General features: G+C 68.7%; 25 protein-coding genes. 9 read left to right on the top strand and 16 right to left on the bottom strand.

Annotation, left to right across the window (positions count from 1 at the left end; all coding sequences use genetic code 11):
• Nucleotide 1 precedes the first annotated feature (1 nt).
• Nucleotides 2-862 carry an RNA polymerase sigma factor SigJ gene (gene sigJ, locus Prum_RS34375; RefSeq protein ID WP_173080362.1) on the top strand — a complete coding sequence of 287 codons (861 nt, stop codon included), beginning with the start codon at nucleotides 2-4 and terminating at the stop codon, nucleotides 860-862.
• Nucleotides 863-912: 50 nt separating this feature from the next.
• The gene (locus tag Prum_RS34370) at nucleotides 913-2097 is read left to right on the top strand and encodes an NAD(P)/FAD-dependent oxidoreductase (protein WP_173080360.1); all 1185 of its coding nucleotides are present in this window, start codon (nucleotides 913-915) and stop codon (nucleotides 2095-2097) included.
• Between the two features lie 3 nt (nucleotides 2098-2100).
• Here the strand turns inward: Prum_RS34370 and rph are convergent, their stop codons facing one another.
• Complete coding sequence (gene rph, locus Prum_RS34365; protein ID WP_173080358.1) at nucleotides 2101-4698, bottom strand: rifamycin-inactivating phosphotransferase; 2598 nt, start codon at nucleotides 4696-4698, stop codon at nucleotides 2101-2103.
• Between the two features lie 274 nt (nucleotides 4699-4972).
• Between rph and Prum_RS34360 the strand changes: the two genes are divergently transcribed.
• Nucleotides 4973-5176, top strand: coding sequence for a hypothetical protein (locus Prum_RS34360; protein WP_246278271.1), 204 nt, complete (start codon nucleotides 4973-4975; stop codon nucleotides 5174-5176).
• 527 nt (nucleotides 5177-5703) lie between these two features.
• On the opposite strand, the gene Prum_RS34355 is transcribed toward Prum_RS34360, so the two are convergent.
• The gene (locus Prum_RS34355; RefSeq protein WP_173080356.1) at nucleotides 5704-6333 is read right to left on the bottom strand and encodes a TetR/AcrR family transcriptional regulator; all 630 of its coding nucleotides are present in this window, start codon (nucleotides 6331-6333) and stop codon (nucleotides 5704-5706) included.
• Between the two features lie 48 nt (nucleotides 6334-6381).
• Here Prum_RS34355 and Prum_RS34350 point away from each other — a divergent pair, with 48 nt between their 5' ends.
• Nucleotides 6382-7242 carry an SDR family oxidoreductase gene (locus tag Prum_RS34350; RefSeq protein ID WP_246278270.1) on the top strand — a complete coding sequence of 287 codons (861 nt, stop codon included), beginning with the start codon at nucleotides 6382-6384 and terminating at the stop codon, nucleotides 7240-7242.
• 9 nt (nucleotides 7243-7251) lie between these two features.
• Here the strand turns inward: Prum_RS34350 and Prum_RS34345 are convergent, their stop codons facing one another.
• The 10 genes from Prum_RS34345 to Prum_RS34300 form a co-directional block, all read right to left on the bottom strand.
• Nucleotides 7252-7683 carry a nitroreductase family deazaflavin-dependent oxidoreductase gene (locus tag Prum_RS34345; protein ID WP_173080354.1) on the bottom strand — a complete coding sequence of 144 codons (432 nt, stop codon included), beginning with the start codon at nucleotides 7681-7683 and terminating at the stop codon, nucleotides 7252-7254.
• 79 nt (nucleotides 7684-7762) lie between these two features.
• Complete coding sequence (locus Prum_RS34340) at nucleotides 7763-8329, bottom strand: 3'-5' exonuclease (RefSeq protein ID WP_173080352.1); 567 nt, start codon at nucleotides 8327-8329, stop codon at nucleotides 7763-7765.
• Between the two features lie 79 nt (nucleotides 8330-8408).
• Entirely contained in the window at nucleotides 8409-8942 is a 534-nt protein-coding gene (locus tag Prum_RS34335) for a hypothetical protein (RefSeq protein ID WP_173080350.1), read from the bottom strand.
• A gap of 66 nt (nucleotides 8943-9008) precedes the next feature.
• A complete protein-coding gene (locus tag Prum_RS34330) occupies nucleotides 9009-9512 on the bottom strand; it encodes a DUF5825 family protein (RefSeq protein WP_173080348.1) in 504 nt (167 codons plus the stop codon).
• The gene (locus Prum_RS34325; RefSeq protein ID WP_218577468.1) at nucleotides 9403-11370 is read right to left on the bottom strand and encodes a RiPP maturation radical SAM C-methyltransferase; all 1968 of its coding nucleotides are present in this window, start codon (nucleotides 11368-11370) and stop codon (nucleotides 9403-9405) included. Before Prum_RS34325 ends, Prum_RS34330 begins: the two co-directional genes overlap by 110 nt.
• 76 nt (nucleotides 11371-11446) lie before the next feature.
• Nucleotides 11447-11629 (bottom strand): hypothetical protein, encoded by a 183-nt coding sequence (locus Prum_RS34320; protein WP_173080346.1) that lies wholly within the window; start codon nucleotides 11627-11629, stop codon nucleotides 11447-11449.
• A 5-nt stretch (nucleotides 11630-11634) separates the two neighbouring features.
• Nucleotides 11635-12942 (bottom strand): MFS transporter, encoded by a 1308-nt coding sequence (locus tag Prum_RS34315; protein ID WP_281369071.1) that lies wholly within the window; start codon nucleotides 12940-12942, stop codon nucleotides 11635-11637.
• 162 nt (nucleotides 12943-13104) lie between these two features.
• A complete protein-coding gene (locus Prum_RS34310) occupies nucleotides 13105-14229 on the bottom strand; it encodes a hypothetical protein (RefSeq protein ID WP_173080342.1) in 1125 nt (374 codons plus the stop codon).
• A complete protein-coding gene (locus Prum_RS34305) occupies nucleotides 14222-14755 on the bottom strand; it encodes a SigE family RNA polymerase sigma factor (protein WP_173080340.1) in 534 nt (177 codons plus the stop codon). Before Prum_RS34305 ends, Prum_RS34310 begins: the two co-directional genes overlap by 8 nt.
• A 109-nt stretch (nucleotides 14756-14864) precedes the next feature.
• Nucleotides 14865-15896 (bottom strand): helix-turn-helix domain-containing protein, encoded by a 1032-nt coding sequence (locus Prum_RS34300; RefSeq protein ID WP_173080338.1) that lies wholly within the window; start codon nucleotides 15894-15896, stop codon nucleotides 14865-14867.
• Between the two features lie 236 nt (nucleotides 15897-16132).
• On the opposite strand from Prum_RS34300, the gene Prum_RS34295 reads away from it, so the two are divergent.
• Nucleotides 16133-16684, top strand: coding sequence for a hypothetical protein (locus Prum_RS34295; RefSeq protein WP_173080336.1), 552 nt, complete (start codon nucleotides 16133-16135; stop codon nucleotides 16682-16684).
• Here Prum_RS34295 and Prum_RS34290 read toward each other — a convergent pair.
• A complete protein-coding gene (locus Prum_RS34290) occupies nucleotides 16633-17082 on the bottom strand; it encodes a GtrA domain-containing protein (RefSeq protein ID WP_371871397.1) in 450 nt (149 codons plus the stop codon). The genes Prum_RS34295 and Prum_RS34290 overlap by 52 nt on opposite strands.
• Here Prum_RS34290 and Prum_RS49905 point away from each other — a divergent pair.
• Nucleotides 17039-17242, top strand: a complete 204-nt coding sequence (locus Prum_RS49905) for a hypothetical protein (protein WP_218577466.1) — start codon at nucleotides 17039-17041, stop codon at nucleotides 17240-17242. The genes Prum_RS34290 and Prum_RS49905 overlap by 44 nt on opposite strands.
• A gap of 164 nt (nucleotides 17243-17406) precedes the next feature.
• Here the strand turns inward: Prum_RS49905 and Prum_RS34285 are convergent, their stop codons facing one another.
• Nucleotides 17407-18099, bottom strand: coding sequence for a hypothetical protein (locus Prum_RS34285; RefSeq protein WP_173080334.1), 693 nt, complete (start codon nucleotides 18097-18099; stop codon nucleotides 17407-17409).
• Nucleotides 18100-18348: 249 nt separating this feature from the next.
• Between Prum_RS34285 and Prum_RS34280 the strand changes: the two genes are divergently transcribed.
• The 3 genes from Prum_RS34280 to Prum_RS34270 all read left to right on the top strand — a co-directional run bounded on the left by Prum_RS34280 (nucleotide 18349) and on the right by Prum_RS34270 (nucleotide 20447).
• Nucleotides 18349-18729 (top strand): YciI family protein, encoded by a 381-nt coding sequence (locus Prum_RS34280; RefSeq protein WP_173080332.1) that lies wholly within the window; start codon nucleotides 18349-18351, stop codon nucleotides 18727-18729.
• The gene (locus Prum_RS34275) at nucleotides 18729-19943 is read left to right on the top strand and encodes an RNA polymerase sigma factor (protein ID WP_173080330.1); all 1215 of its coding nucleotides are present in this window, start codon (nucleotides 18729-18731) and stop codon (nucleotides 19941-19943) included. The genes Prum_RS34280 and Prum_RS34275 overlap by 1 nt, the downstream gene beginning before the upstream one ends.
• Nucleotides 19944-20009: 66 nt before the next feature.
• Nucleotides 20010-20447 (top strand): SUKH-4 family immunity protein, encoded by a 438-nt coding sequence (locus Prum_RS34270; protein ID WP_173080328.1) that lies wholly within the window; start codon nucleotides 20010-20012, stop codon nucleotides 20445-20447.
• A gap of 18 nt (nucleotides 20448-20465) precedes the next feature.
• Here Prum_RS34270 and Prum_RS34265 read toward each other — a convergent pair whose 3' ends face one another.
• Nucleotides 20466-20963 (bottom strand): SRPBCC family protein, encoded by a 498-nt coding sequence (locus tag Prum_RS34265; protein ID WP_173080326.1) that lies wholly within the window; start codon nucleotides 20961-20963, stop codon nucleotides 20466-20468.
• A gap of 42 nt (nucleotides 20964-21005) precedes the next feature.
• The gene (locus Prum_RS34260) at nucleotides 21006-21290 is read right to left on the bottom strand and encodes a hypothetical protein (RefSeq protein ID WP_173080324.1); all 285 of its coding nucleotides are present in this window, start codon (nucleotides 21288-21290) and stop codon (nucleotides 21006-21008) included.
• Nucleotides 21291-21461: the final 171 nt, after the last annotated feature.

Here is a 21461-nt window from a genome sequence, read left to right as displayed (position 1 = left end):
GGTGCAGCATGACGCGATCTTTGGCCAGCATCGTTCCCGTCTCCACGCCGTCGCGTACCGGGTGCTCGGCCGCTGGAGCGACGCCGAGGATGTCGTGCAGGACGCGTGGCTGCGGTGGAGCGCTGTCGACGCCGGGCAGGTCGAGAACCCGGAGGGCTATCTGGTCCGGGTGACCACCCGGCTGGCGATCGATCGCCTGCGCAGCGCCGCGTCCCGGCGCGAGACCTACGTCGGGCCGTGGCTGCCCGAGCCCATTCTGACCACGCCCGACGTCGCCGAGGACGTGGCCCGCTCGGAGTCGGTGTCGCTGGCCATGCTGCTGGTCCTGGAGTCGTTGTCGTCCCTGGAGCGGGCGGTCTTCGTGTTGCACGAGGCGTTCGGCTACTCGTACGGCGAGATCGCCACGATTGTCGAGCGCAGCCCCGAATCGGTGCGCCAGACGGCGTCGCGCGCCCGTGAGCATGTGAGCCGCAAGCGGCGGCGCTATGACACCGATCAGGCGACCCGGCGCAAGGTGACGGAGTCGTTCATGTCGGCGAGCACCGGTGGTGATCTTGCCGCGCTGATGCAGGTGCTGGCGCCGGACGTCCGGCTGGTGTGCGACGGCGGCGGGCTGGCGCCGGCGCCGCGCAAGGCGATCGAGGGAATCGACCTGGTGGCGCGGGCGCTCGTCACCTTCGCCGGTCGCATGCCGCAGGAGCCGCGGGTGGTGGTGACCGAGGTCAACGGCGGCCCCGGCATCGTCATCTACTCCGGCGACACCCCGGCGGCGGTCATCGTGCTGCACCTCGTCGACGGGCGCGCCCGGGAGATTCACCTGATCAGCAATCCGGAGAAGCTCACCGCCGTCACTGGTTTGTGACGGCGGTCACAGCGGCTCACGGTTGGGTGCGGCCGTCTCGTCCGTGGGGCATGACTGACATCAAGCAGGTAGTTGTGATCGGCGCCGGATACACCGGCATGCTCGCGGCCCTCGGCGCGGCGAAACGTGCCAAGGGACAGGTGCACGTCACCCTCGTCAACCCGTGGGAAAGGTTCACCGAGCGGCTGCGGATGCACCAGGTCGCCACCGGCCAGCAGCTCGCCGAGCACCTCATCCCGGACATCGTGGCCGGCACCGGCATCGACTTCGTACAAGGCTGGGCGACCGGGATCGACACCGCCGCGCGCACCGTCGCGGTGTCCACCGTGGACGGCGGCAAGGTCTCAATCGGCTACGACACACTGGTGTACGCGATCGGCAGCACCACCGACACCAGCCGCGTCCCCGGCGTCGCCGAGCACGCCTTCACCCTCAACAGCCCGCAGAGCGCACAGGACATGGCCGCACACCTCGCGCACCAGGGCAACAGCGAATTCCTCGTCTGCGGCGCCGGCCTGACCGGGATCGAGGCCGCGACCGAGATCGCCGAGTCCCACCCGAACGTCCGGGTCACCCTGCTCAGCCAGGGCGAGCCGGCCGCGATGATGGGCACCAAGGCCCGCGCGTACCTGATGGCGGCATTGGATCGGCTGGGCGTGACCGTCCGGGCGGGCGTCAGCGTGACCAAGGTAATGCCGGGCGGGGTCGAACTGGAAGGTGGCGAGTTCGTCGCCGCCGACGGCTGCCTGTGGACCACCGGCGTGCGCGTGGCCCCACTGGCCACCGAGTCCCGGATCGCCACCGACGAGCACGGGCGCATCATCACCGATGCCATGCTGCGGTCGGTGTCGCACCCGGAGATCTACGCCGTCGGCGACGCGGCCGCGATCCGCCAGGCGTACGGCGTCATCCACGGCACCTGCCAGAGCGGCATTCCGACCGCGGCGCACGCCGCCGAGAACATCGCCCGCCAGTTGCAGGGCAAGCAGCTCAAGCCGTTCCGCTTCGGCTACCTCCACCAGCCGGTCAGCCTCGGGCGCAAGGACGCGGTCATCCAGTTCACCTACGGCGACGACACCCCTCGGCGCTGGTACCTCACCGGTCGGGCGGCCATCTTCTACAAGGAGACGGTCAGCAGCAGCCCGATCAAGACCTACAAGCTGGCGAAGCGGCTGGCCATCTCGTCGCGGATGCTCGCCACGACCGGCGGACGTCGCAACAAGTCGACGGCGTGACCATCAAGGCAGGATCTCGACGTACCCGTCGGATCCGTGCACGCGGATCCGCTGCCCGTCCCGGATCAGCCGGGTGGCCTGCTCCACACCCACGACGGCCGGCAAGCCGTATTCCCGGGCGATCACCGCGCCGTGGGTCATCAGGCCACCCACCTCCGTCACCAGGCCCGCGATCGCGACGAACAGGGGCGACCAGCTGGGGTCTGTGTAGGCGGTGACCAGGATGTCGCCCGCTTCGAGATCTGCCTCCGCCATGTCAAGGATGACGCGGGCCCTCCCCTCGATGGTCCCGGCGGAGACCGGCAAGCCGATCAGGGCACCAGCCGGGGCGTCGTCACGCCGGTACGCCCCGGCGACGGCCTCGCCATCCGACGTGAGCACCCGGGGTGGCGTGAGCGCCTGGTACGACCGGAACGCGTCCTTGCGCTGCTGGAGGAGGTGGTCATCCACCTGGTTGGTGCGCACGACGTCGTGGAGCTCGGAGAACGTGAGGAAGAAGATGTCCTCCTTCTCGGGGAGCACGTCGGCCCGCACGAGGCGCTCGGCCTCCGCCAGCAATGCCTGCTTGTAGACGAAGTAGCGGCTGACGATGTCGTACTTCGGGTACTCCCGGTACCCGATGAAGGTCCGGACCCGGTCGATCATCCGCTTGGTCTCGTCGGCTTTCTGCGCACCGTCCGGCAGGGCCCGCAAGCGTGACAGCACGTCCTGTTCCTTCCGCTGCGCCTCCTGCCGCCCTTGCTCGAAGCGCCGTTTGGCAGCGCCCGGCTCGAAGAGCCTGATGTTGTCGAGGATCACGGGCACGAGCGTGGTGGGGCGTTCGCGCCAACGCGGCCTCGTGATGTCGATCTCGCCGCCGCAGCGCATGCCGTACCGGTCGAGGTATGCCTCGATGGCGTCGCGCGCTTCGCTCCCGCCCGCAAGCTTCGGCAGCTCGTCCAGGAAGCCCTCGTCCTCGACGTCCTGCAGAAACGCCACCACCTGCGGATGCGGGCGGATCACGTCCGCGACGTCGAGCAGCCCCAGCCCCATCTCCGACGTGACGTTGTCGGGGGCGGACAGCGTGAGCGTGTCGGCCGCGTCCTTCTCGCCCAGCCACTCCCGCAGCCGGTCGTTGAGCCACCAGGTGGCCGCCATCCCCGCCATGATCGCCTGTGCGCTCAGCGGATCGCTGAGGACCCGCTTGTGCTCCTGGAACGCCTCCAGCAGGAAGTCGAACAGCGCCGGCCCGGTCTTCGTCCGGATGTCGCGCCGCAGGGCGGCGATGGACGCCTGGCTGCGCTCGATCAGCCCGGTGACGATGGCCGGATCGGTCTCGATCGGGGTGGATGCGCCGCCCGGTGGCGGCCCGCCGGTACCACCGTCCGGGAGCGTCGGGACGAAGTCGTCGCGGTCGAGGATGGTCTCCAGCGCGTCCCCGGTCAGCGGATCGGATTTCCCCACCATCTCCAGAAAGCCGGCGCGGCTCGCGGGCGAGGCCAGGCGCTGGGTGGCGTCGACGAACAGCCTCCCGCCGGCCTCGTGCATCCGCGCCATGGCCGTCAGCTGCCACACGGAGATGCCCAGCGGCTTCATGGGGTCGGTCATCATCTGTTGGTGGCCGACGGAGAGGTAGACGTGATTGTCCTGGTCGCCGGTCTCGGGGATGGGGAACAGCGTGGTGATCGGCCGGCTCTGAACGATCTGGAAGCCGTCATCGACCAGGCACCATTCGATGTCCTGCGGGCGGCCGAAGTGCGCTTCGATCCGCCGGCCGAGCCGCACGAGCCGGACGACCTGCGCATCCGTCAGCGCCGGCTGCCGCTGCCGCTGCGGGTCGATCGCCACCTCCTGCGTCCCGCCGGCCGGCGACGCGTGGATGGCACGCTGTTTGGCGGCAACCGCCTTGGTGACGACCTCGCCGTCTCGCACCTTGTAGACGTCCGGGTTCACCAGGCCGGAGACCAGGGCCTCGCCGAGCCCGAAGCTGGCGTCCACGGTGGCGACCTTCCGGTTGCCCGTGACGGGGTCGGCCGTGAACAGGATGCCGGCCGCCTGCGGGAAGACCATCTGCTGCACGACCACGGCCATGCGGACCTGCCGGTGGTCGAAGCCGTTGCGCAGGCGGTAGGTCACGGCCCGCTCGGTGAACAGCGACGCCCAGCACCGGCCGACGTGCTGGAGGATCGCCGCCGGACCCACGACGTTCAGGTAGGTGTCCTGCTGACCGGCGAAGGAAGCCGTCGGCAGGTCCTCGGCCGTCGCGCTGGATCGCACGGCGCAGGCGGCGTGCTCGCCGAGCCGCGCGAGCGCGCGGGTGATCGCCGTCGCCAGATCGTCAGGGATCGCGATCCCTTCGATGGTTTGGCGGATCTCCGCGCTGAGCGTGCGGATCACCTCCCGGTCATCCGGGTTCCGGCGCGACAGCCGATCGAGCCGATCGTCGATCGACGGCGCGTCCGCCATGATCCGCCGGAAGGCGTCCGTCGTCACGCAAAACCCGGCCGGCACCCGGATGCCTTCGATCCGCGACAACTCCCCCAGGTGCGCGCCCTTGCCGCCAACGACCGCGACCCGCGTCCCGTCAACCTCTTGAAGATCCAACACGTACGGCTCGATCATTGCGACACACCTTTTCCCCCGGTTGTGGCCTCGGCCGAGGATTCTGCGCCACGCCCCGGGTCTTGCCGCAAGCCCCCCAGTGCGCTATAGGTTAGAAGTGGCAAGGAGAGGATCTCCTTGCCTTTGCTATTTGCCGTCCGGCCGGCCAGTTGGTCGCCGAGGGCGTGTTCTTCAGCGTCAGCGTGCTGTTCTTCACCCGCGTCGCCGGCCTCACCCCGACCCTCGCCTGCGGGCTCTACTCGGCCGCCACCTCCGGCGGCGTCGCGGTCGTCATGTGGCGCACAGCCTCGCCGAAGTCCTCTCCGAGGCCGGTAGCTGGACGCTCGCCTTCGAGCTCGCCGACCCGGACAACGCTGGCGCCTACCAGGGCGTCAGCCAGACCGGCGCCGCGCTGGGCTCGATGCTCGCGCCGCTGGTCGTCACCGCCACCGCGATCGACCACGGCCGCGGCGGGTGGGGCGTGCTCAAGGCCGGGTAGTTAAGGGTCCTTGGGTGCTATCAAGCCGCGCCGGCTGGTCGCTTGCTGGGCAGTGGACTTGGTGGGGCAGGGCGGGATCTTGCGCCCGGACGTGTCCGACATAACCGGACCCAAGATCCCGGTGTACCCCACCAAGTCGAATGACCGGCCGCCGTCGACGCATCTTGCGCTGTACCGAGTTCTCCTAACTACCCGGCCGTGGGGGCGCCCCTACGGCCGGGTAGTTAGGGGTTCGAGGGTGCTGTCAAGCAGTGTCGGCACCGACCGCGAGGATCCCAGACCATCCATGACCGCGGCGAATAGTTGCCCCGCGGCGGGCAGTTTCTCGCCACAGTCGTTCAAGGACGCCGACCGATAGCACCAAGATCCGCTCGCGTCGTCAGCGCTTGACACGCACCGGTTCCCTTAACTTCCCGGCCTTGAGGGCGTGCTCGCCGCCCTCTTCCTGGCCGCCGGACTGTCCACCCGAGAACTCGTCCGGCGCCGCCACGGTTGACGTGGTCGCCTCGATCCCCGGCCCCATTGCCTCAGTCGAGCCGGTCGCGTAGGCGCCGGGTGTCGAGCCCGGCCAGATGGCTGAACGCCTCGTCGAGGGCGGCTGGCAGGTCCTTGCCGGTGGCCAGGGTTTGGGCGTGGGCCGCCGCGTAGCAGGCGGCGGCCAGGTTCGTGGCCAGCAGCGCGGTCGCGGGTGCGGCGCCATGACGCTGGAGTACGTCGATGCCGGCTTCGACGTAGCCGCGCTCCTTGAGGAGGGTGCGGGCGCGCAGTTCGGCGCGCTCGCCGATGAGCCGTTCGCGGACGGGCAGCCAGTGCGACCGCTCGGCGATCCGGCCGGTCAGCGCTAGCAGCCCCGCCCGGGTCACGGCCAGCGCGTCGGCCAGGCAGGTGCCCAGCGGGGCGAGGTCGGCGGCGACCCGCTCGCAGGCCGCGATCAACAGCTGGCGAAGCTCCGCGTCGTCGGCGAAGAGCACCTCTTGCTTGTCGGTGAAGTAGCGGAAGAAGGTGCTACGGCCCACCTCGGCGCGTTGGGCGATGTCGGTGACGGTGACACCGTCGAAGCCGCGCTCGGCGAACAGGGTCATAGCCGCCTCGATGATCGCCTCGCGGGTACGGCGGTGCTTGCGCTCGCGGAGCGGAAGCGGGCTCTTGTCGTCCATCGTTCGCCGAGTATAGGGTACGGAGAACCTAATGGGATCGAGTACTGGATGGGACTGAGTGCCATGACACCAAGGTCAGTCGTGGTCACCGGCGCCTCCACCGGCATCGGGCGCGCATCCGTCGCCGAGTTGGCGGGCCGCGGGTTCCACGTCTGGGCCGCGGTACGCACCGACGAAGACGAGCAGGCACTGCGACGCGACCACCCGGACGCGGTGAGCGTGCTCCGGCTCGACCTCACCGACGAGGCATCCGTACGCGCCGCCGGCGAGCAAGTGTCCGCCGCGGGCCCATTGCACGGGCTGGTCAACAACGCCGGCGCGGCACTGCCCGGCCCGCTGGAGTTCCTGCCCATCGACGTGTTCCGCCGCCAGATCGAGATCAACCTGGTCGGTCAACTACTCGTCACCCAGGTCATGCTGCCCGCCCTACGCCAGGCCCGGCACCAAGGCGACAGCGCCCGCATCGTGATGATCGGGTCGATCGGCGGGCGGGTGGCCGGCCCGATGCTGGGCCCGTACCACGCCGCGAAATTCGGCCTGGTCGGCCTGGCCGACAGCCTGCGCGCGGAGTTGGCGCCGTCCGGCATAGGCGTCGTGCTGATCGAGCCGGGCGCGGTCGCGACACCCATCTGGGGCCGCGGCACCGCGGCGGCCGACGACCTCGTCAAGACGCTCCCGCCCGAGGCCGACCGCTACGCCGACCAGATCCGAGCGGCCCGCACCAACGCCGCCAAGAGCGCCGCCCGCGGCATTGCGCCCGAGCGCGCCGCCCAGGTCGTGGCCGACGCGCTGACCGCCGCCAACCCCAAACCCCGCCGGGTCATCGGGCGCGACGCGACGGCCGCTGCCGTCATAGCCCGCCTCCTGCCGTACCGGCTGCTGTACCGCCTGACCGCCGCCCGCCAGTGACCCAGACCGTTAAGCAGACCGGGTGAGCACGACGACCGGGATCTCCCGCTCCACCATCGCCTGGTATCGGGCGTAGTTCGGGAACATTTGGGCCATCCGGTCCCACAGTTCGACGCGCTCCTCGCCCACCGCCGTACGCGCGACCGCGTCGAAGACGTCGTCTTTGACCTGGACCGTCACGCGCGAGTCGACGACCAGATTGCGGTACCACAGCGGATGCCCGACCGAGCCGCCGTTGGAGGCGACGAGCACGAAGTCGCCGTCCCGGGTTCCGTAGTAGAGCGCGGTGCGCCGCAGCTTGCCGGACCGGCGGCCCCTCGTGGTCAGCAGCAGCGCGTCGACGCCGTGGAAGTAATGCCCGGACTTGCCATTGGTGTCCACATAGGAGCTGATGTGCCGGGCGACCCAACCTACCGGGCTATCGACAACCTCGTCCGCCATGCATGCAAACCTACCTCGGCGGCCACGTCAACCCACCGGAGCGGCCCACCCGTCACGACCGGCCCTCTGCCCGTCGACGTCACCCGGTGATCGGGTGGCCCAGTCGGGCGAGTTCGATGACGATCGCGGCGATGTTCCAGGCGTCGTCGTCGCCGCGGTGATGGCGACCCTCCAGCGGCAGTCCGGCGTGCGCCAGTGCCTGGCTCATGCCCACGGCTCGGCGCAGGCCGAAGGCGGTGGCGAACCGCTCTTTGACGTTGATGTGGCGGCTGCCGAACGGGTACCCGGCACCGCCCGGAGCGCACTGGCGCTCGAACTGCCTACGGTCGTACTCGCCCCAACTGGCCCAGGTCCGAAAACGGCCGCGAAGCTCCCCGGCCACCAGCGCACAGGCCGCGGCGAACTCCTGCCCACCATCCACATCGACCTGGGTGAGCCCGGTCAACCCGGTGCAGAAGGAGCTGACCCGCGACCGGCGCGGCCGCACAAGGATGCGCCGCCGCTCGACCCGCCGCCACTGCCCGGTATCGACCACGCAGACGCCGATCTCGATGATCTCGCTCGCCTCGCCGGGCGGTGGGCGGTCGGCCCAGCACGTCGACTCGACGTCAACGACGTTGACGAACCGTCCGAACACCTCGGTCACGGAAGAGCACCTTAGCCACGGCGAGCCATCATGGCGCTCGAATACACAGACCGTCCCCGGCGCGCAACCATTCCGCCTGTCAGCCCGACCCTGTAGTTGATGGCTTGGCGCGGGATCGGGGTGGCGCGTCCGGCCAGTGGGTCTCAACGAGAATCGACGCCAGATCGTCTTGGCCGGTCAGGTCGCGTCGAGCAGCTTCCTGGAACTTGCTGATCACGTGGCGAAATAAGTCACTATCGAACGCTTCCCGTCGGTAGGTGACAGCGTCGATCTTTATCATCACTCGACGCGCCGCAGCGACCACCTCGATGCCACCAATCAGGGCGATCTTCACATAGGTCAAGTGAGCTTCGTTGCGTGCCTCCCTGCGCTCCAGGTCGTCGTCGGCAGTGTCGTCGGTGAAGTCCTGCAGGACTCGACGCGCCTTGCTCGCCAGTGTGTGGAACGTGACGTATGCCTCGACTCGATCCTGGTATAGGCGATACCGATCCTCCCGCTGCTGCTGCTCGTAGCGCATCCTCGATGCCTGGCGAGCCTGCACGAGCGTGGTCAGTACGCCAGCGCCGGCGGCCACAGCTCCGCCCACCATCGTCGAGAGCATCGACTCCCACATGTCTCCACTGTCGACGGCAACGTCAACCCGCCCTTCCGGAAGGTCGGATGCGCTGACACGCCGGCGTCACACCGCTGTATATGGGATCGGCCAGCGCAGCATGCGGGTCGGGAGGCCGATCAGGAGGTCGTCCATTCGTAGCAGGAGCCGCGCCGTGTGCAGCAGGTCGACTGCGTGGCGCTGCCGGTGGTTCAGCGATGACCGCGTGGTTGGTGTTTGGCATCGCAGGAATGTGGCGATCAAGAGGGGATCGTCGAGGAGGTATCGTGCGGCCGAGGACGCGCTGCGGATGTCTTTCAGCATGACGAATCCTGGGCCGCGCCGGTAGTGACAGGTGCCGTAGCGGTAGCGCGTGCGCCACTGTGTCAGGGTCTGCTCCGACGCGGCTTCCAGTTGAGTGGGTGGCTGCAGGTGGTGCAGGAGCGTCGGATCCAGCGCGCCGGTGATGGTTCCGTGCCATTCAACACTGATCAGGTTGGTGGCGCTGTCGCGCAGGAACGCCACGAACGACGCCGTTGATCGCGGTTCGGCGCCGAGTGCGATTGGGGCGTCGACCTTGACCTGGCTCATCGCGTCGCCTCCATTGCCGGTGGAAACGCCCTTGCCGCGGCGTGCCGCGTTGCCAACGCGACGAACGTGCCGGCGTCGAAAAAGACGAGTCCCTCGGCGCGGCAGTGGGCGAGCCAGGCGTCGCGTTGCGCCGCGCCGACCGGCCAGCCGTCTTCGGCCAGTTTTCGGCCCAGCGCGTCGGCGCTACATCCGCGGCGTAGCAATTCGTACGCCGCCCGTTGCCAGTCTCGTAGCACGTGTGTCGTACCCGGCCATCCCCGGCGACGGTCCTCAACGACGAGGGTTTCGTCGTCCCCTTCACGAGCGACCAGCGTCGAACCTGGGTATGCCAGGCCCCAGGTCTCAATCGCCTCGCGCAGCCACCGTTCAACTTCTTCACCGATGCCGCGTGGTGGCGTGTCGAACACGTACGCCAGGTCCATGAGCTCGGCAGTGGGAGGTCGTACACATGGTCGTACAGTTTCGCGGGCGTCCGTTCGGGGAAGCCGAGGGCTGGCTGCTCGAAGTAGGGGCTGAACCGTTCGAGTGCGATCCTGGTCGCCGATCCGGGCGGCTGCAGATGCACCAGCGCCGGTATCTGCGCGATGATCGCCAGGTAGTTGTCGTCGCACTCGCCGGGGAATCCATAGAGGTAGTTCCAGCTGACGGTGAGTTGGTGATCTTCGCAGTCGCGGAGCAGCCGCACGTTTGCCGTCCCGGACACGCCCTTGTCCATGAGGTTGAGGGCGTGTGAGCTGAGGCTTTCGATTCCCGGTTGGACATGCGCGACCCGAGCCTCCGCGAGTTGCCGGACCTGATCCTCTCGCAGGTTTGACTTCACCTCGTAGTGGATGCGCAGGTCCCATTCGCTGGCGGCCAAGCGTGGCAGCAGGCCGTGGAAGTAGCGCATGTCGAGGATGTTGTCGACCATGATGAGGTCGAGCAGCCGGTGTCGGCGCATGAGCGTTTGTATCTCGTGCCAGAGCTGTTCTGGACTCTTGCTGCGGAAGGTTATGAATGAGCCGTTGAGGCCGCAGAACGTGCATTGATGCTTCTCGCCCCACCAGCAGCCGCGGGCGCCTTCGAGGACGAGCTTCGGCTCCACGTACTCGCGCACCGGCGAAGCCGACAGCTGGGCCTGCCAGCTGTCGAAGTCGGGGACGGGGATCATCGCGGGTGGCACCGTCGTATGCGCCTGCTCGTTGGCCACCGACTCCCCGTCGTGCCACCAGCACACGCCGGGCAGGTCGTGGACGCCGGTGCCGGCCTCGATGCGGTCGAGCAGGCGGGGCAGGACGATTTCTCCCTCGCCGCGCACGGCGTAGTCGACGAAAGGGTGGTTGCGGTGCAAGGCATGACCCATCGGCCCGTCACAGTTGGCGCCGCCCATCACGACAAGGAGGTCCGGGCGCAGGTGCTTGAGCCTTTTGGCCAGGGCCAGGCTGGGTACGTTCTGCATGAACGTGGTGGTGAACCCGACCACCTGAGGATCGGTGGCAAGGATCTTCTTGGCCGCCAGGGCGATGAAGCCGTCCACGTGCGGGCGCATGCGTACCGCGCGGTCAATGTCGACGCGCGCCGATTCCGCGTACCGGTGCAGTTCGGCCGTTCGCCACGTCGGATCGCCGTAGAGCGAGCCGGCGAAGATCCAGTCGCCGAGGCCGTGATGCAGACCGTTGTCGGCGATGTCGGTGTAGTCGTCCGGGCTCAATGCTCCGTCGGTGACCGCGAGCAAATGTTCCGCCCAATCAAGGCAGCCGTGGTATTCGACCACGGTGTCCGCCGGCCGCGCCTCGCGTACGCGCTGGTGCAGCAGGCCAATCGCGAGCGATGGCAGCTCCAGCAGCTGCCATGGCATCGACACCAGGCACGTCCTCATCGTCGTTCCCTGATCCTCCCTTTTCCGGTCCGGGCCCGGAGCTACCGGCGACCCGGTAGCCCCGGTCCCTGTTGCCTCAGACCATCGCGCCGACCTTGTAACTGCGGGCAGTGCCGACCTTGTAGCCGCGGGCCACGCCGATCTTGTAGCTGTGGGCCGCGTCGATCTTGTAGCTGCGGACCGCGTCGACCTTGTAGTCGCGGGGCTCCTCGGCCGCTCCGCGGGAGATGCCGCGCAGTGCCGTCTTGTTCAGCGTCATCGTGTTCACCTCCTCCCTTCCTCGATCGTTGTCAGATCCGTCGACGAGCCGGCCAGCGCAGGCTCGGCGACGACCGGGGAGGCGAATGTGGGACCGCCGCGGGCCAGCAGGGGTAGCGGTGCGACGACGGCGACCGTCAGGGCACCGGCCAGCAGCACGCTGTGCGTGCCGACGAGCGCGACCACCGGGCCGGTCAGGAGGTACCCGAGCGGCCGGAACGCTCCTGACCCCAGTTCGTCCAGCGCGAACACCCGGCCGAGCAACTCGTCCGGCACGTCCTTCTGCAACGCCGTCGTCCAGAGCAGGTTGTAGATGCCCATGCCCGCACCGGCCACCGCCCAACACGCCATGACGCCGGCCAGCGGGAGGAACGCGAGCGAGACCAGCATCCCCACGATGGTGAACAGCGCGGCGGTGGCGACCACGCCCGGCCGGCGGGGTTCCAGCCGCCCCACGCACACCAAGCCGACCACCGAACCGAATCCGACGGCTGCGAGCACCGCACCGTATGCGCCGGGGCCACCCAACCGTTCGTTGGCGACCAGCGCCAGCACGACGTATGCGGGCGGGACGACCAGCGTCATGATGATCGTCGCCATGCCGATCGACGCCGCCACCCATGGACGGCTGGCCACTGCCCGAATGCCGTCGCGGAAGTCCCGTGCCGCCTGGTGCACCGCGTCCCGTACGCCGAGCACGCGGGCGCCGCCCGTCACCGTGCGCGGCTCGGCGATGAGCGCGAGGCTCACCAGCGAGAACACGAACGTCACCTCATTGATCCACAGTGTGGCCTCGGGTGACGTCCAAGCCACCAACACGCCGGCCAGCGCGGGCCCGAGCAGGCTGGCCACCTGGGTGGTGATCCGGTTGAGCGCATTTCCCGCCTGCAGCGACCGCTCAGGCAGCACCCGCGGCATGACGGCGTCGAACGCAGGCAGGAAGACACCTTCCGCGACGCCGATGGCGAACACGAAGCCGATCAGCGGCGGCGTCGGCAGGCTCCCGGCCCCCGCGGCCAACGCGGCGACCGCGACGACGCGAACCACATCTGCCCAGATCATGATCCGGGTACGCCGCCAGCGGTCGCCCAACCCACCGGCCAACACGGCACCCACCAGACGCGCGACGCTCTGCGCGCCGAGTACCACGCCCAGGCCGCCCGCACCGCCACCACGACCCAGCACCAGCATCGCCAGAGCAACGGGCATCATGGCGTTGCCGACGTTGCTCAAGGACTGACCCGCCCACAGCAACGCGAAATCCGGCCGAGCCAGAACCTGCCGATACCCTTCGCGACGGGCCAGCCCACTCATCGGGCGCACTCCCATTCCAACGCGTCACACTGCCCGGTCGTCATGCAAGCTAGGCGCCGTCGTTCTCGAACCGTTCTCAATCCGGTCTTGGCGGATCACCAGCCATCACGCAGCCCGGACACCGCCGGTGTGGCGGTGTCCGGGTCTGCGAAAGGCCACGCGTCAGGCGATGGGGTGCCAGGTGTTGGCCTTCTTGATGGTGGCGAAGTCAAGGTTGTCGAGAACCTTGAGCAGCTCCGCGTCTGCCAGCGTCTGCGACGGGTCCTCGGCCAATGCCCAGAACTCCCCGCCCGGCAGGTCCAGCTTGCACCAGTGCTGGCCCTCGTTGCAGCGGCTGGTCCGCTTCTTGGCGTCCGGCGGCGGCGTGTCCACCCAGAGCAGGCTGACCACAATGGACGGGACTTTGCGGATGCGCTGAAGGTCCACCGGGCCGGTCAGCGATTCCAGCGACCTGTCGGCCCGCCCGTACACGAAGGTCACCATGCCCGAGTGTGGGCTGGTCATCGACTGGCCCTGTACGGAGAGCAGCTCGTAGCCGGCGGGCAGGTAGCCGGTGCGGAAAGGCAACCTGGCCTTGACCGGTTCGCCGGTTCGCAGTGTGAATCGCTCGGCCATTGCGATCTGGGTCGTGGCCGGCAGGTCCTGGGGACCATAGCGGGTCACCTCCTGCGCGATCACGGCCCAGGCGTCCGGCCCGTACTGCCAGGCGAGCGCGTCGTACGGGACCTCCTCGCCGTTGATGAAGTTGCCGTTGCCGTCGATCTGGTTCGACACCATGCGGGTGAGCTGGGCCCGGTACGCCTCCCGGCCCTGCACGATCAGCTTCGTACCGGACAGGAACTTCTCGGGCCTGAAGACGCCGGGCTGGTAGACCGTCATGGCGCCGACGAATGCGATGTCCGTCTTGTCCTTGGCGTAGTTCTTGCCGTAGCGGACGATGTTCGTGGACTGGTAGGCCAGGTTGACGTCGGTCGGCGGCAGCACGTGGTAGTCACCCATCCGGTAGCCGTCGAACGTGAACGTGAACGGCTCCGACGCCTCCATCACGAACGGTCCGGGCTGGCTCGCGATCCCGACCGGCTCGGCCGCCCCGCCGCCGCCGGACAGGGCGAGGTTGCTGATCACCAACACACCCGCGGTCACCACGGCCGCGGCGGCCGTACCGATCCCGCCGGCCCGCTGGGCGAGCCTCCACCGCTTGCGCCGCCGGCCGGCGGCCACGATGTCGTCCACGTTGTACAGCGCCGGGGGCGCGTCCTGCCTGGCGATCCGTAGAAGCTCACGCATATCGGGCATCGCTGCATTCCTCCTTCAGTTCCTCGTCGAGCGCAAGGTCTTGCACCGCGAGCAGATGACGCAGGGTCGCGAGCCCTCGTGCCGTCTGGCTCTTGATCGTTCCCGTGCTCCGGCCTAGCGCCTCGGCCGCCTCCTCGACGCTGAGTTCCTGGTAGAAGCGCAGCACCAACACGGCCCGCTGCCCGATCGGCAGCTGCCGCAGCGCGTGACGGACGCGCAGGCGCTCGTTGATCGAATCGGATCCGTCGGGTTGGATCGTCTCCGGCAGCGCATGACTAGCTGACCGCTCCCGCCGCCAAGGACGTCGGACCTCGTCGATCGCGGCCCGCACCACCATCCGAATGGCGTAAGGCTCCGGCGAAGCCACCTTGTGCCACCGCACATAGAGCTTCGCCAGGCTGGTCGAAACCGCGTCCTCCGCCGCCTGCCAGTCCCCGCAGGTGAGATAGGCAAGGCCACGTAACGAATCCAGGCGTGCTGCCACGAACCGCCGGAAGTCCTCCTCGTTGGAATTCACTCGGCTGGCTCCTTCCGTTGAGGGCAAGACGGTGGGAGCGAGGTCGCACGTTGCACGCGATCGCCGAGAATCTTTTCCGGACCAGTAATCCAGTCGTCAACCGCGGGGGTCAGTGGCGTTCCCAGGTCGTGTAGTGGAACGTGAGGACAGCCACCACGCTGTCGGGCGGGCGATCCACGGTGATCATGACGCATCGACGTTCGCCGGTGGTCACACAGATGTTCGCGCCGGCCTTGACCTTGTGAAAGCCGTGGATGTTGCTGTCCCATCGGTCCGGCGGTGTGGTGGTGCAGCGGTCTGCTGACTCCTCCCCCGGTGCGTCCAGCAGAGCGAGGCTGGCCGGCTGGGCCGGCGCGACGAGCCGGTCGGCGCGCTGTGTCAGGCCGACGTCGAATCCGGGGTTCTTGTCGTTCCAGGAGCCCACGGTCCCGGTCTCAAAGTCGATCGCCTGCTCGTCGGCGAGCGTGACGTTCTCGCCACTGTTGACCTTGACCCACTCGCTGCCCTGGCCCCCGAGCGGCGGCGACGTCCGCGTCGACGTCGACGATGCGGAAAGGTCTGGGTTGGACGGCCCGCGGCCGGCCGGATCTGTCCCGGTTGGACCGGTCAGGTCCCGGACGGTGCTGACCACCGCGGCGACCACCGTGATCGCGACGACCGCGCACAGGGCAGAGACCAGGACGCGTATCGGCCAGCTACCGCGCCGTACGGCGGGCGGCACAAGATCTGCCAGCGCCGCACCGATCCCGCCTCGACCGGTGACGGACTCCGGGATGGGCGCCTGGCTCGGCGGGTCGAGCGCCTCGACCCGTGCGGCGAGGGCCGGCTCGGGTCCGTCCGGCCCGGTCGCCGCCGCGATCCGCCGGCGGGCGGCGACCCACCGTTCCACCTCCGAATCGTCGCCGCCGCAGGTCCGGACGAACGCAGCGACCAGGTCGTCACGGGGCAGGGTGTCCCGCGCCAGCGCGGCGGTCAGGGTGCTGCGCGGCAGCGCCTGGCCAGCAACTCCCGCGCTCTTCTCCAACTGCCGGTAGCCCTGGCCGGTCCACTGCTTGAGCCGCCGGAGGGCCCGCACGAACTCGGCTGCCGTCTGCGCCTCGGCCGGATCTGGCCTACCGGACGACCGCGCCGATTCGCTCACACCCAACCACCTCCCACAGACAGGCAGTGCCCATTGTGTCCGATGCCGCCCAGGGCTGGCCGCACCGGACGAGCCGTCCCGGTCCGGACCCGGTCAGTCCCGCCCGCCGGTCCGCCTTCCGCGCCACCCAACCACTGCCCTGGACTGGTCCTATCCGCCGCACCGGCGGATTGCGTGGCCACGCAACGCCCCACACATGACCGACGACCACCCGACTGGAAGGGATCACGAAGGCCATGATCAGGCAGAAGCTCACAGACGCAAGAAACTCGCTGGCCATGCTCGCCGCGCTGGGCTTGATCGGCGCCGTGCTGGCTGGTGTCACCACACTGGCCAGCGCGAGCGGCCCCAGCAACTCCCGCCCGACCGCGGGGCAGGCCGTATCAACCGTCCCCGACACGCAGCGCGGGGCCGGCGCCGTATCCCCGCCGACCACCACCACCGCGCCGGCTTTCGGGATCGCGTCCGCCAGCGGATGCACCTGGGCACCCAACGGCTACGTCTGCGGCGGCGTGCGGGGCAGCGGCCTCAAGGTGCGCGAGGCGTACGTGGTGCGCGGCAAGCGCGGCACCGATTTCATCTGCGACTACCGGGGACGGGTCACCGTCACCCACAACGGCCGGGTGATCTACAGCAAGTGGAGCAGCCGCCACCGCGGTTGCACCCCGCTACGCGCCCACTTCACGTTCCACATCAACAGGTCCTTCCCGCACAAGTCGAGGCTCTGCGACACCTTCTACGAGCGCGGCGTCCGGCAGGGCACCGTCTGCTTCACCATCAAGCGATAACCAGCCGCTAACCGGATCAGCCGGTCCGGCCAGGCCAACGCCCGGCCGGACCGGCGCATCAACCGTTCGACCCGCAGAGGGACGGGGGTGCGGCCGCGGGCGAAGACGTACAGGCGTAGCACCAGAAACCGCCCGGCTCCGGCCAGTCCGGAGGCCCCGAGGTAGACGGCCTGCTCCCAGCGCATGCTCGGCGATGGCTGCACCGCGTGCAGGACCAGGATGGCAGCCGAGGTGACCAGGTAGGCGGCCATAGCTGAGCCGGCGGACTGCAGGTGCTGCTGCCATTGCGCGCGCCGACCGGCACCGAACGTGAACCGTGCGTGGAGCTCCGTGCCAAGCAGGGTGGACGCGACGGTGATCAACGCGTTCGCGGCCACCCATGGCATGGACGTGGCCACCAACGGCACCGCGGCACTACAGGCGAGCCCGACACCACCGCCGAACAAAACGAACCTGGCAAAGGAACCGAATGCGCTGCGGCCCACCGGTCGAGCCTCGCCGCAGACCGGGGCGGCGGTGTCGAACCTCTGCATCATGCTCTCCATCGGGCGGTCGTGATCCAGCGCTCAGCGGCTCGAATGTCCGCCGAACACACCGACCATGGCCGCCGCCGCTGACACCGCCCCAACAGCGCGCTGACACGCACACTCAACCCGTATCAACGCGATGACAGCAGCATGCAGCGGCTTGACGCCGGCCTGTCCGGCACCGCCGGAGCCCGATCAGCGCGCGGTGTCGGGCGAGGAAATGTTCTGAACGGGTATCGTGTGCTTGCGCTCGAACATCGCCGCGGCCCGATCGACCCTGGATTGCCAGGCGGCGACGCCAAAGACCCGTTTGCCCTCCGCATCGAGCCAGCCACTCATCAAGTCGAAGGTAACGATCACCTTGTCCATCCGTATCCTGCCGTAGCGTTGCTGGTCGCGACCGTCGACCTTGTCCGTCGGAATCTCGCGACTGTAGACCAGGACAGTTTGGAGGATGGTCAATAGCTGTTGCGAGGAAAACTCGTCCGAGGTAAAGCGGTATGTCAGAGGGCTTGCGACCAACGTTTCAACTGCACGCACGCTGAAATGGTCCAGCCCCGAGAACCCGAGCCCGTGAACGTCCTCTTCCGCCAACTTCTGCTCTAGCAGATGGACAATCCAGATGACGATGCCCTTGTTCATCTGGAGCTCATTCCTGGCGCTTACGAACATCGACGCCAACTCGTCACGTTGTCGAGCCCGTTCGTAAGCGATCGCACCGCCTTGCGCCAACCCAAATCCCCAAAACGAGCCGATGAGGGACACCCAGATAGCGCTACGCTGATCGCGAAGCACGACCAGACTCACCAGCGTCAGCACCACGAGCGCCACGAGAACGGTCAAGGCCGCCGGCAACAGCGTGTACTGCCGGCTCAGGCGCCTCCACATCGCGGAACTCCTTCTCGCTGCCGGGCGGCCCGGTTCAACACCAGGCTATGGCCTAAACATCGTCACGGAATGAGTCACCCGCCAGCCGTCCCGCTGAGCCAGCAGGTGCGACGCGGAGCCGCTATCGTGCGCCTCGGCTGGCTGCGTCGCGGCGAGAGATTTCTCCGGGGCCGTGTCGATCCGCGGGCCGCTCGTTCGACGTGTGGGTGCGAGGGCCGAGAGTCGGCTCCGCCGGATGAGGAGAACGCGATGCCGAAGTACATGCTGATCATGCGGGGCACCGATGAGTCGAACGCCGCCATGATGGCCTCGATCGAGGAGGGGATTGCCAGGACCCGCCTGTTCATCGAGGAGATGATGAAGGCCGGCGTACTCCTCGGGGCCGAAGGGCTGGACGATCCGGGACAGGGCGTCGTGGTCGACTTCAGCGGCGAGACCCCGGTGGTCACGGACGGGCCGTACGGCGAGACCAAGGAACTGTTCGGGGGCTTCTTCCTGCTCGAGGTCGCCTCGAAACAGGAGGCGGTCGAGTGGGCCAAGCGGGTCCCGGCGGCCCCCGGGTCCAAGATCGAGGTCCGGCGGGTGCCCGAGGAGGACGAGGTCCCGCAGGACAGCACCGTCCAGCGCTGATGGGTACGGCCGACGTCGAGGCCGTCTGGCGGATCGAGTCGGCGCGGATCGTCGCCGCGCTGACCCGGTTCACCGGCGATTTCGGGCTGGCCGAGGACGCCGCCCAGGAGGCGGTGGCCGAGGCGCTGGTGTCGTGGCCGCTCGCCGCTCCGGCCAATCCGGCCGGCTGGCTGATGGCCACGGCCCGGCGGCGGGCGATCGACGCGATCCGCCGCCGGACCGCCCTGCAGGACCGATACGCCCTGCTGGCGGCCGACCCGGCGGTCGACGAAGAAATCGACCCCGACAAGATCGACGACGACGTCCTGGCGCTGATGTTCATCAGCTGCCACCCGGTGCTCTCCCCCGAGGCCCGGGTGGCGCTGACCCTGCGCGTGGTCGGCGGCCTGTCCAGCGAACAGATCGCCCGCGCGTTCCTCGTACCCGTGCCGACCGTGCAGGCCCGCATCACCCGGGCCAAGAAGACCATCGCGGCGGCCGGGGTGCCGTTCGAGCTGCCGCCGGCCGGCGAGCGCCGGGAACGGCTTGGCGGCGTGCTCAGCGTCCTCTACGTGATCTTCACCGAGGGGTCGACGGCCACGTCGGGTGACCGGCTGCTGCGCCCAGACGTCGCGTACGAGGCGATCCGGCTGGCCCGCACGCTGGCCGCGCTGCAGCCGGCCGAGCCGGAGGTGCACGGCCTGCTCGCGTTGTGCGAGCTGACGGCCGCGCGCTTCCCGGCCCGGACCGGCCCGGACGGTTCGCCGATCCTGCTGGCGGACCAGGACCGGCGGCGGTGGGACTTCTCGGCGATCCGCCGTGGGCTGGCCGCGCTGACCAAGGCATCGACTCGCGGCCTCGGCCCCTACGGCCTGCAGGCCGCGATCGCCGCCACCCACGCGTCGGCGCCCTCCGTCGAGGCGACCGACTGGGACCGGATCGTGGTGCTCTACGAGGCGCTCGGCCGGGTCGCGCCCTCGCCGGTGGTCGAGCTCAACCGGGCCGTCGCCGTGGCCATGGCCTCGGGTCCGGCGCAAGCCCTGGCCATCGTGGACGAGCTGGTCGCCTCGGACCAACTCCCCGGTTCGCATCTGCTTCCGACCGTACGCGGCGAGCTGCTGGCCCGGCTCGGACGGCGACCGGAAGCGCGCGCCGAACTGGAGCTGGCGGCCCGGCTGTGCGCCAACCAGCGCGAACGCTCAGTGCTGCTGCGTAAGGCGGCCGCGCTGGGCTGACTTATCTGGCGCGGTGACCGTAGCCTCGGCGGAATGAACCCGTCGAAAGAGGCAACCCTCGGTGTTGTGCTAGACACCACGGGGCTAGCGGCTGAGGTTGCCGTCCAGGGCGCCCGGCTTTCGGTCATCGGCTACGTATGGGAGCCCACCACCGAACTGGTCGCAGTGGACAGTGACGGCGCGGTGTGGTCGTGCTCGCCCAGCCGCGGCACCCGGATGCTGCTGAACTCGTCCGTCGACGCACTACGCCGTTTCCTCGACCTGTTCGAACAGTTCTTCACCGTCACCGATGCACCGCCGCCGGCAACGTACACAGCCGCGCACATGGCCGAGAAGCTGGCCGCGTTCCGGCGTGGCGAGATCAAGCCGGCGGCCGGCGGGCCGGACAACCGCAAGGCGCGCATCAAGCAGCTCAAGAAGACTTTGCACGAAACCGACAGACCCGCGGTCACGGCCACGTGGTGGTCAACCATCCTGGAGCAGGTCGACGACGGGATACTGTGACCAACCTGAGGGCGCCGCTCAGCCCTCCGGTGTGGTCAGTGCCTGCCGCGCCGCGGCAACCACGACCGGGTCAACACACCCGGCGGCGTAGCCGGCGATCCGCCGGCGGATGTCACGGTGCAGGATCCACACGCCCAGCCGTTCGAGTACGGGACGCAGAACGGCCGGGCGGCAGCGGAAGCTGTACCGCCAGGTGGCTACGGTGTGGCCGGGTTCCTCGGCCGGGCCGAAGCGCCAGCCGCCGGCGAACATCTCAAAAAACCACGGGCCGCGCACCATCTTCATACCGACGTTCGTGGGCGGGGCGAACGAGACATACTCGCTGACCATCGTGAGGCCGTGCTTCGAGCGGGTGTAGGTGCGCACGCCTTTGCCCGGCCGCGTGGCGCCGTCGACGAAGTGCTGCCTACGCACGAACGGGTCCCACCGATAGCGGACCGGCGCCGTGGTCTGGGAGACAGCGAAGGCCAGATCCGGCGGTACGGGGACGACGGTCACCGCCTCGACGACAGGCACCCCGCCATTGTCACCCACGACCAGAGCTCGGCGCGCACAAGGTCAGTCCGGGTACGTCAACCACCGCTTGGCAGACGTGTCGTACCAGGCAAGTGTCTCGGCTCGGATCGCGCTGAACGGTATCCACTCGTCGTCCGGACTCCACGTCTCGCCGCCCGTTGCCTGCATGTAGATCGGGTTGGGCGCCCACGCGACGAATACCCGGTCGTCCGCGACCTCATCGACCCAGCCGAGAAACTCGCGGCCGTCCACAAGGCTGAAACCGACCTTGGCCGCACTGTCCATACAGCCGACCAGGAACGTCCTCATCGCGGGCGCATCGGCCATCGCCCCAGCATAGAGCGGAGGCTCTATGGAGATTTTGAGGTTAGGTTCAGGATCAAATTCTGAGCTACCGCGACGGGCGTCGCGGCAGCTCAACATCTTTCGATTTTCCTCACCCTCATTAGCACGCCTCAGGACAGCGCGGCCCCTCTCCTTACCGCACAGCAGTTAGGG

The sequence above is a fragment of the Phytohabitans rumicis genome (assembly GCF_011764445.1).
In the GTDB taxonomy this organism is placed as follows: Bacteria; Actinomycetota; Actinomycetes; order Mycobacteriales; family Micromonosporaceae; genus Phytohabitans; species Phytohabitans rumicis.
Note: the sequence above shows the minus strand (reverse complement) of the source record. Positions and strands in the feature narration are given on the sequence as shown.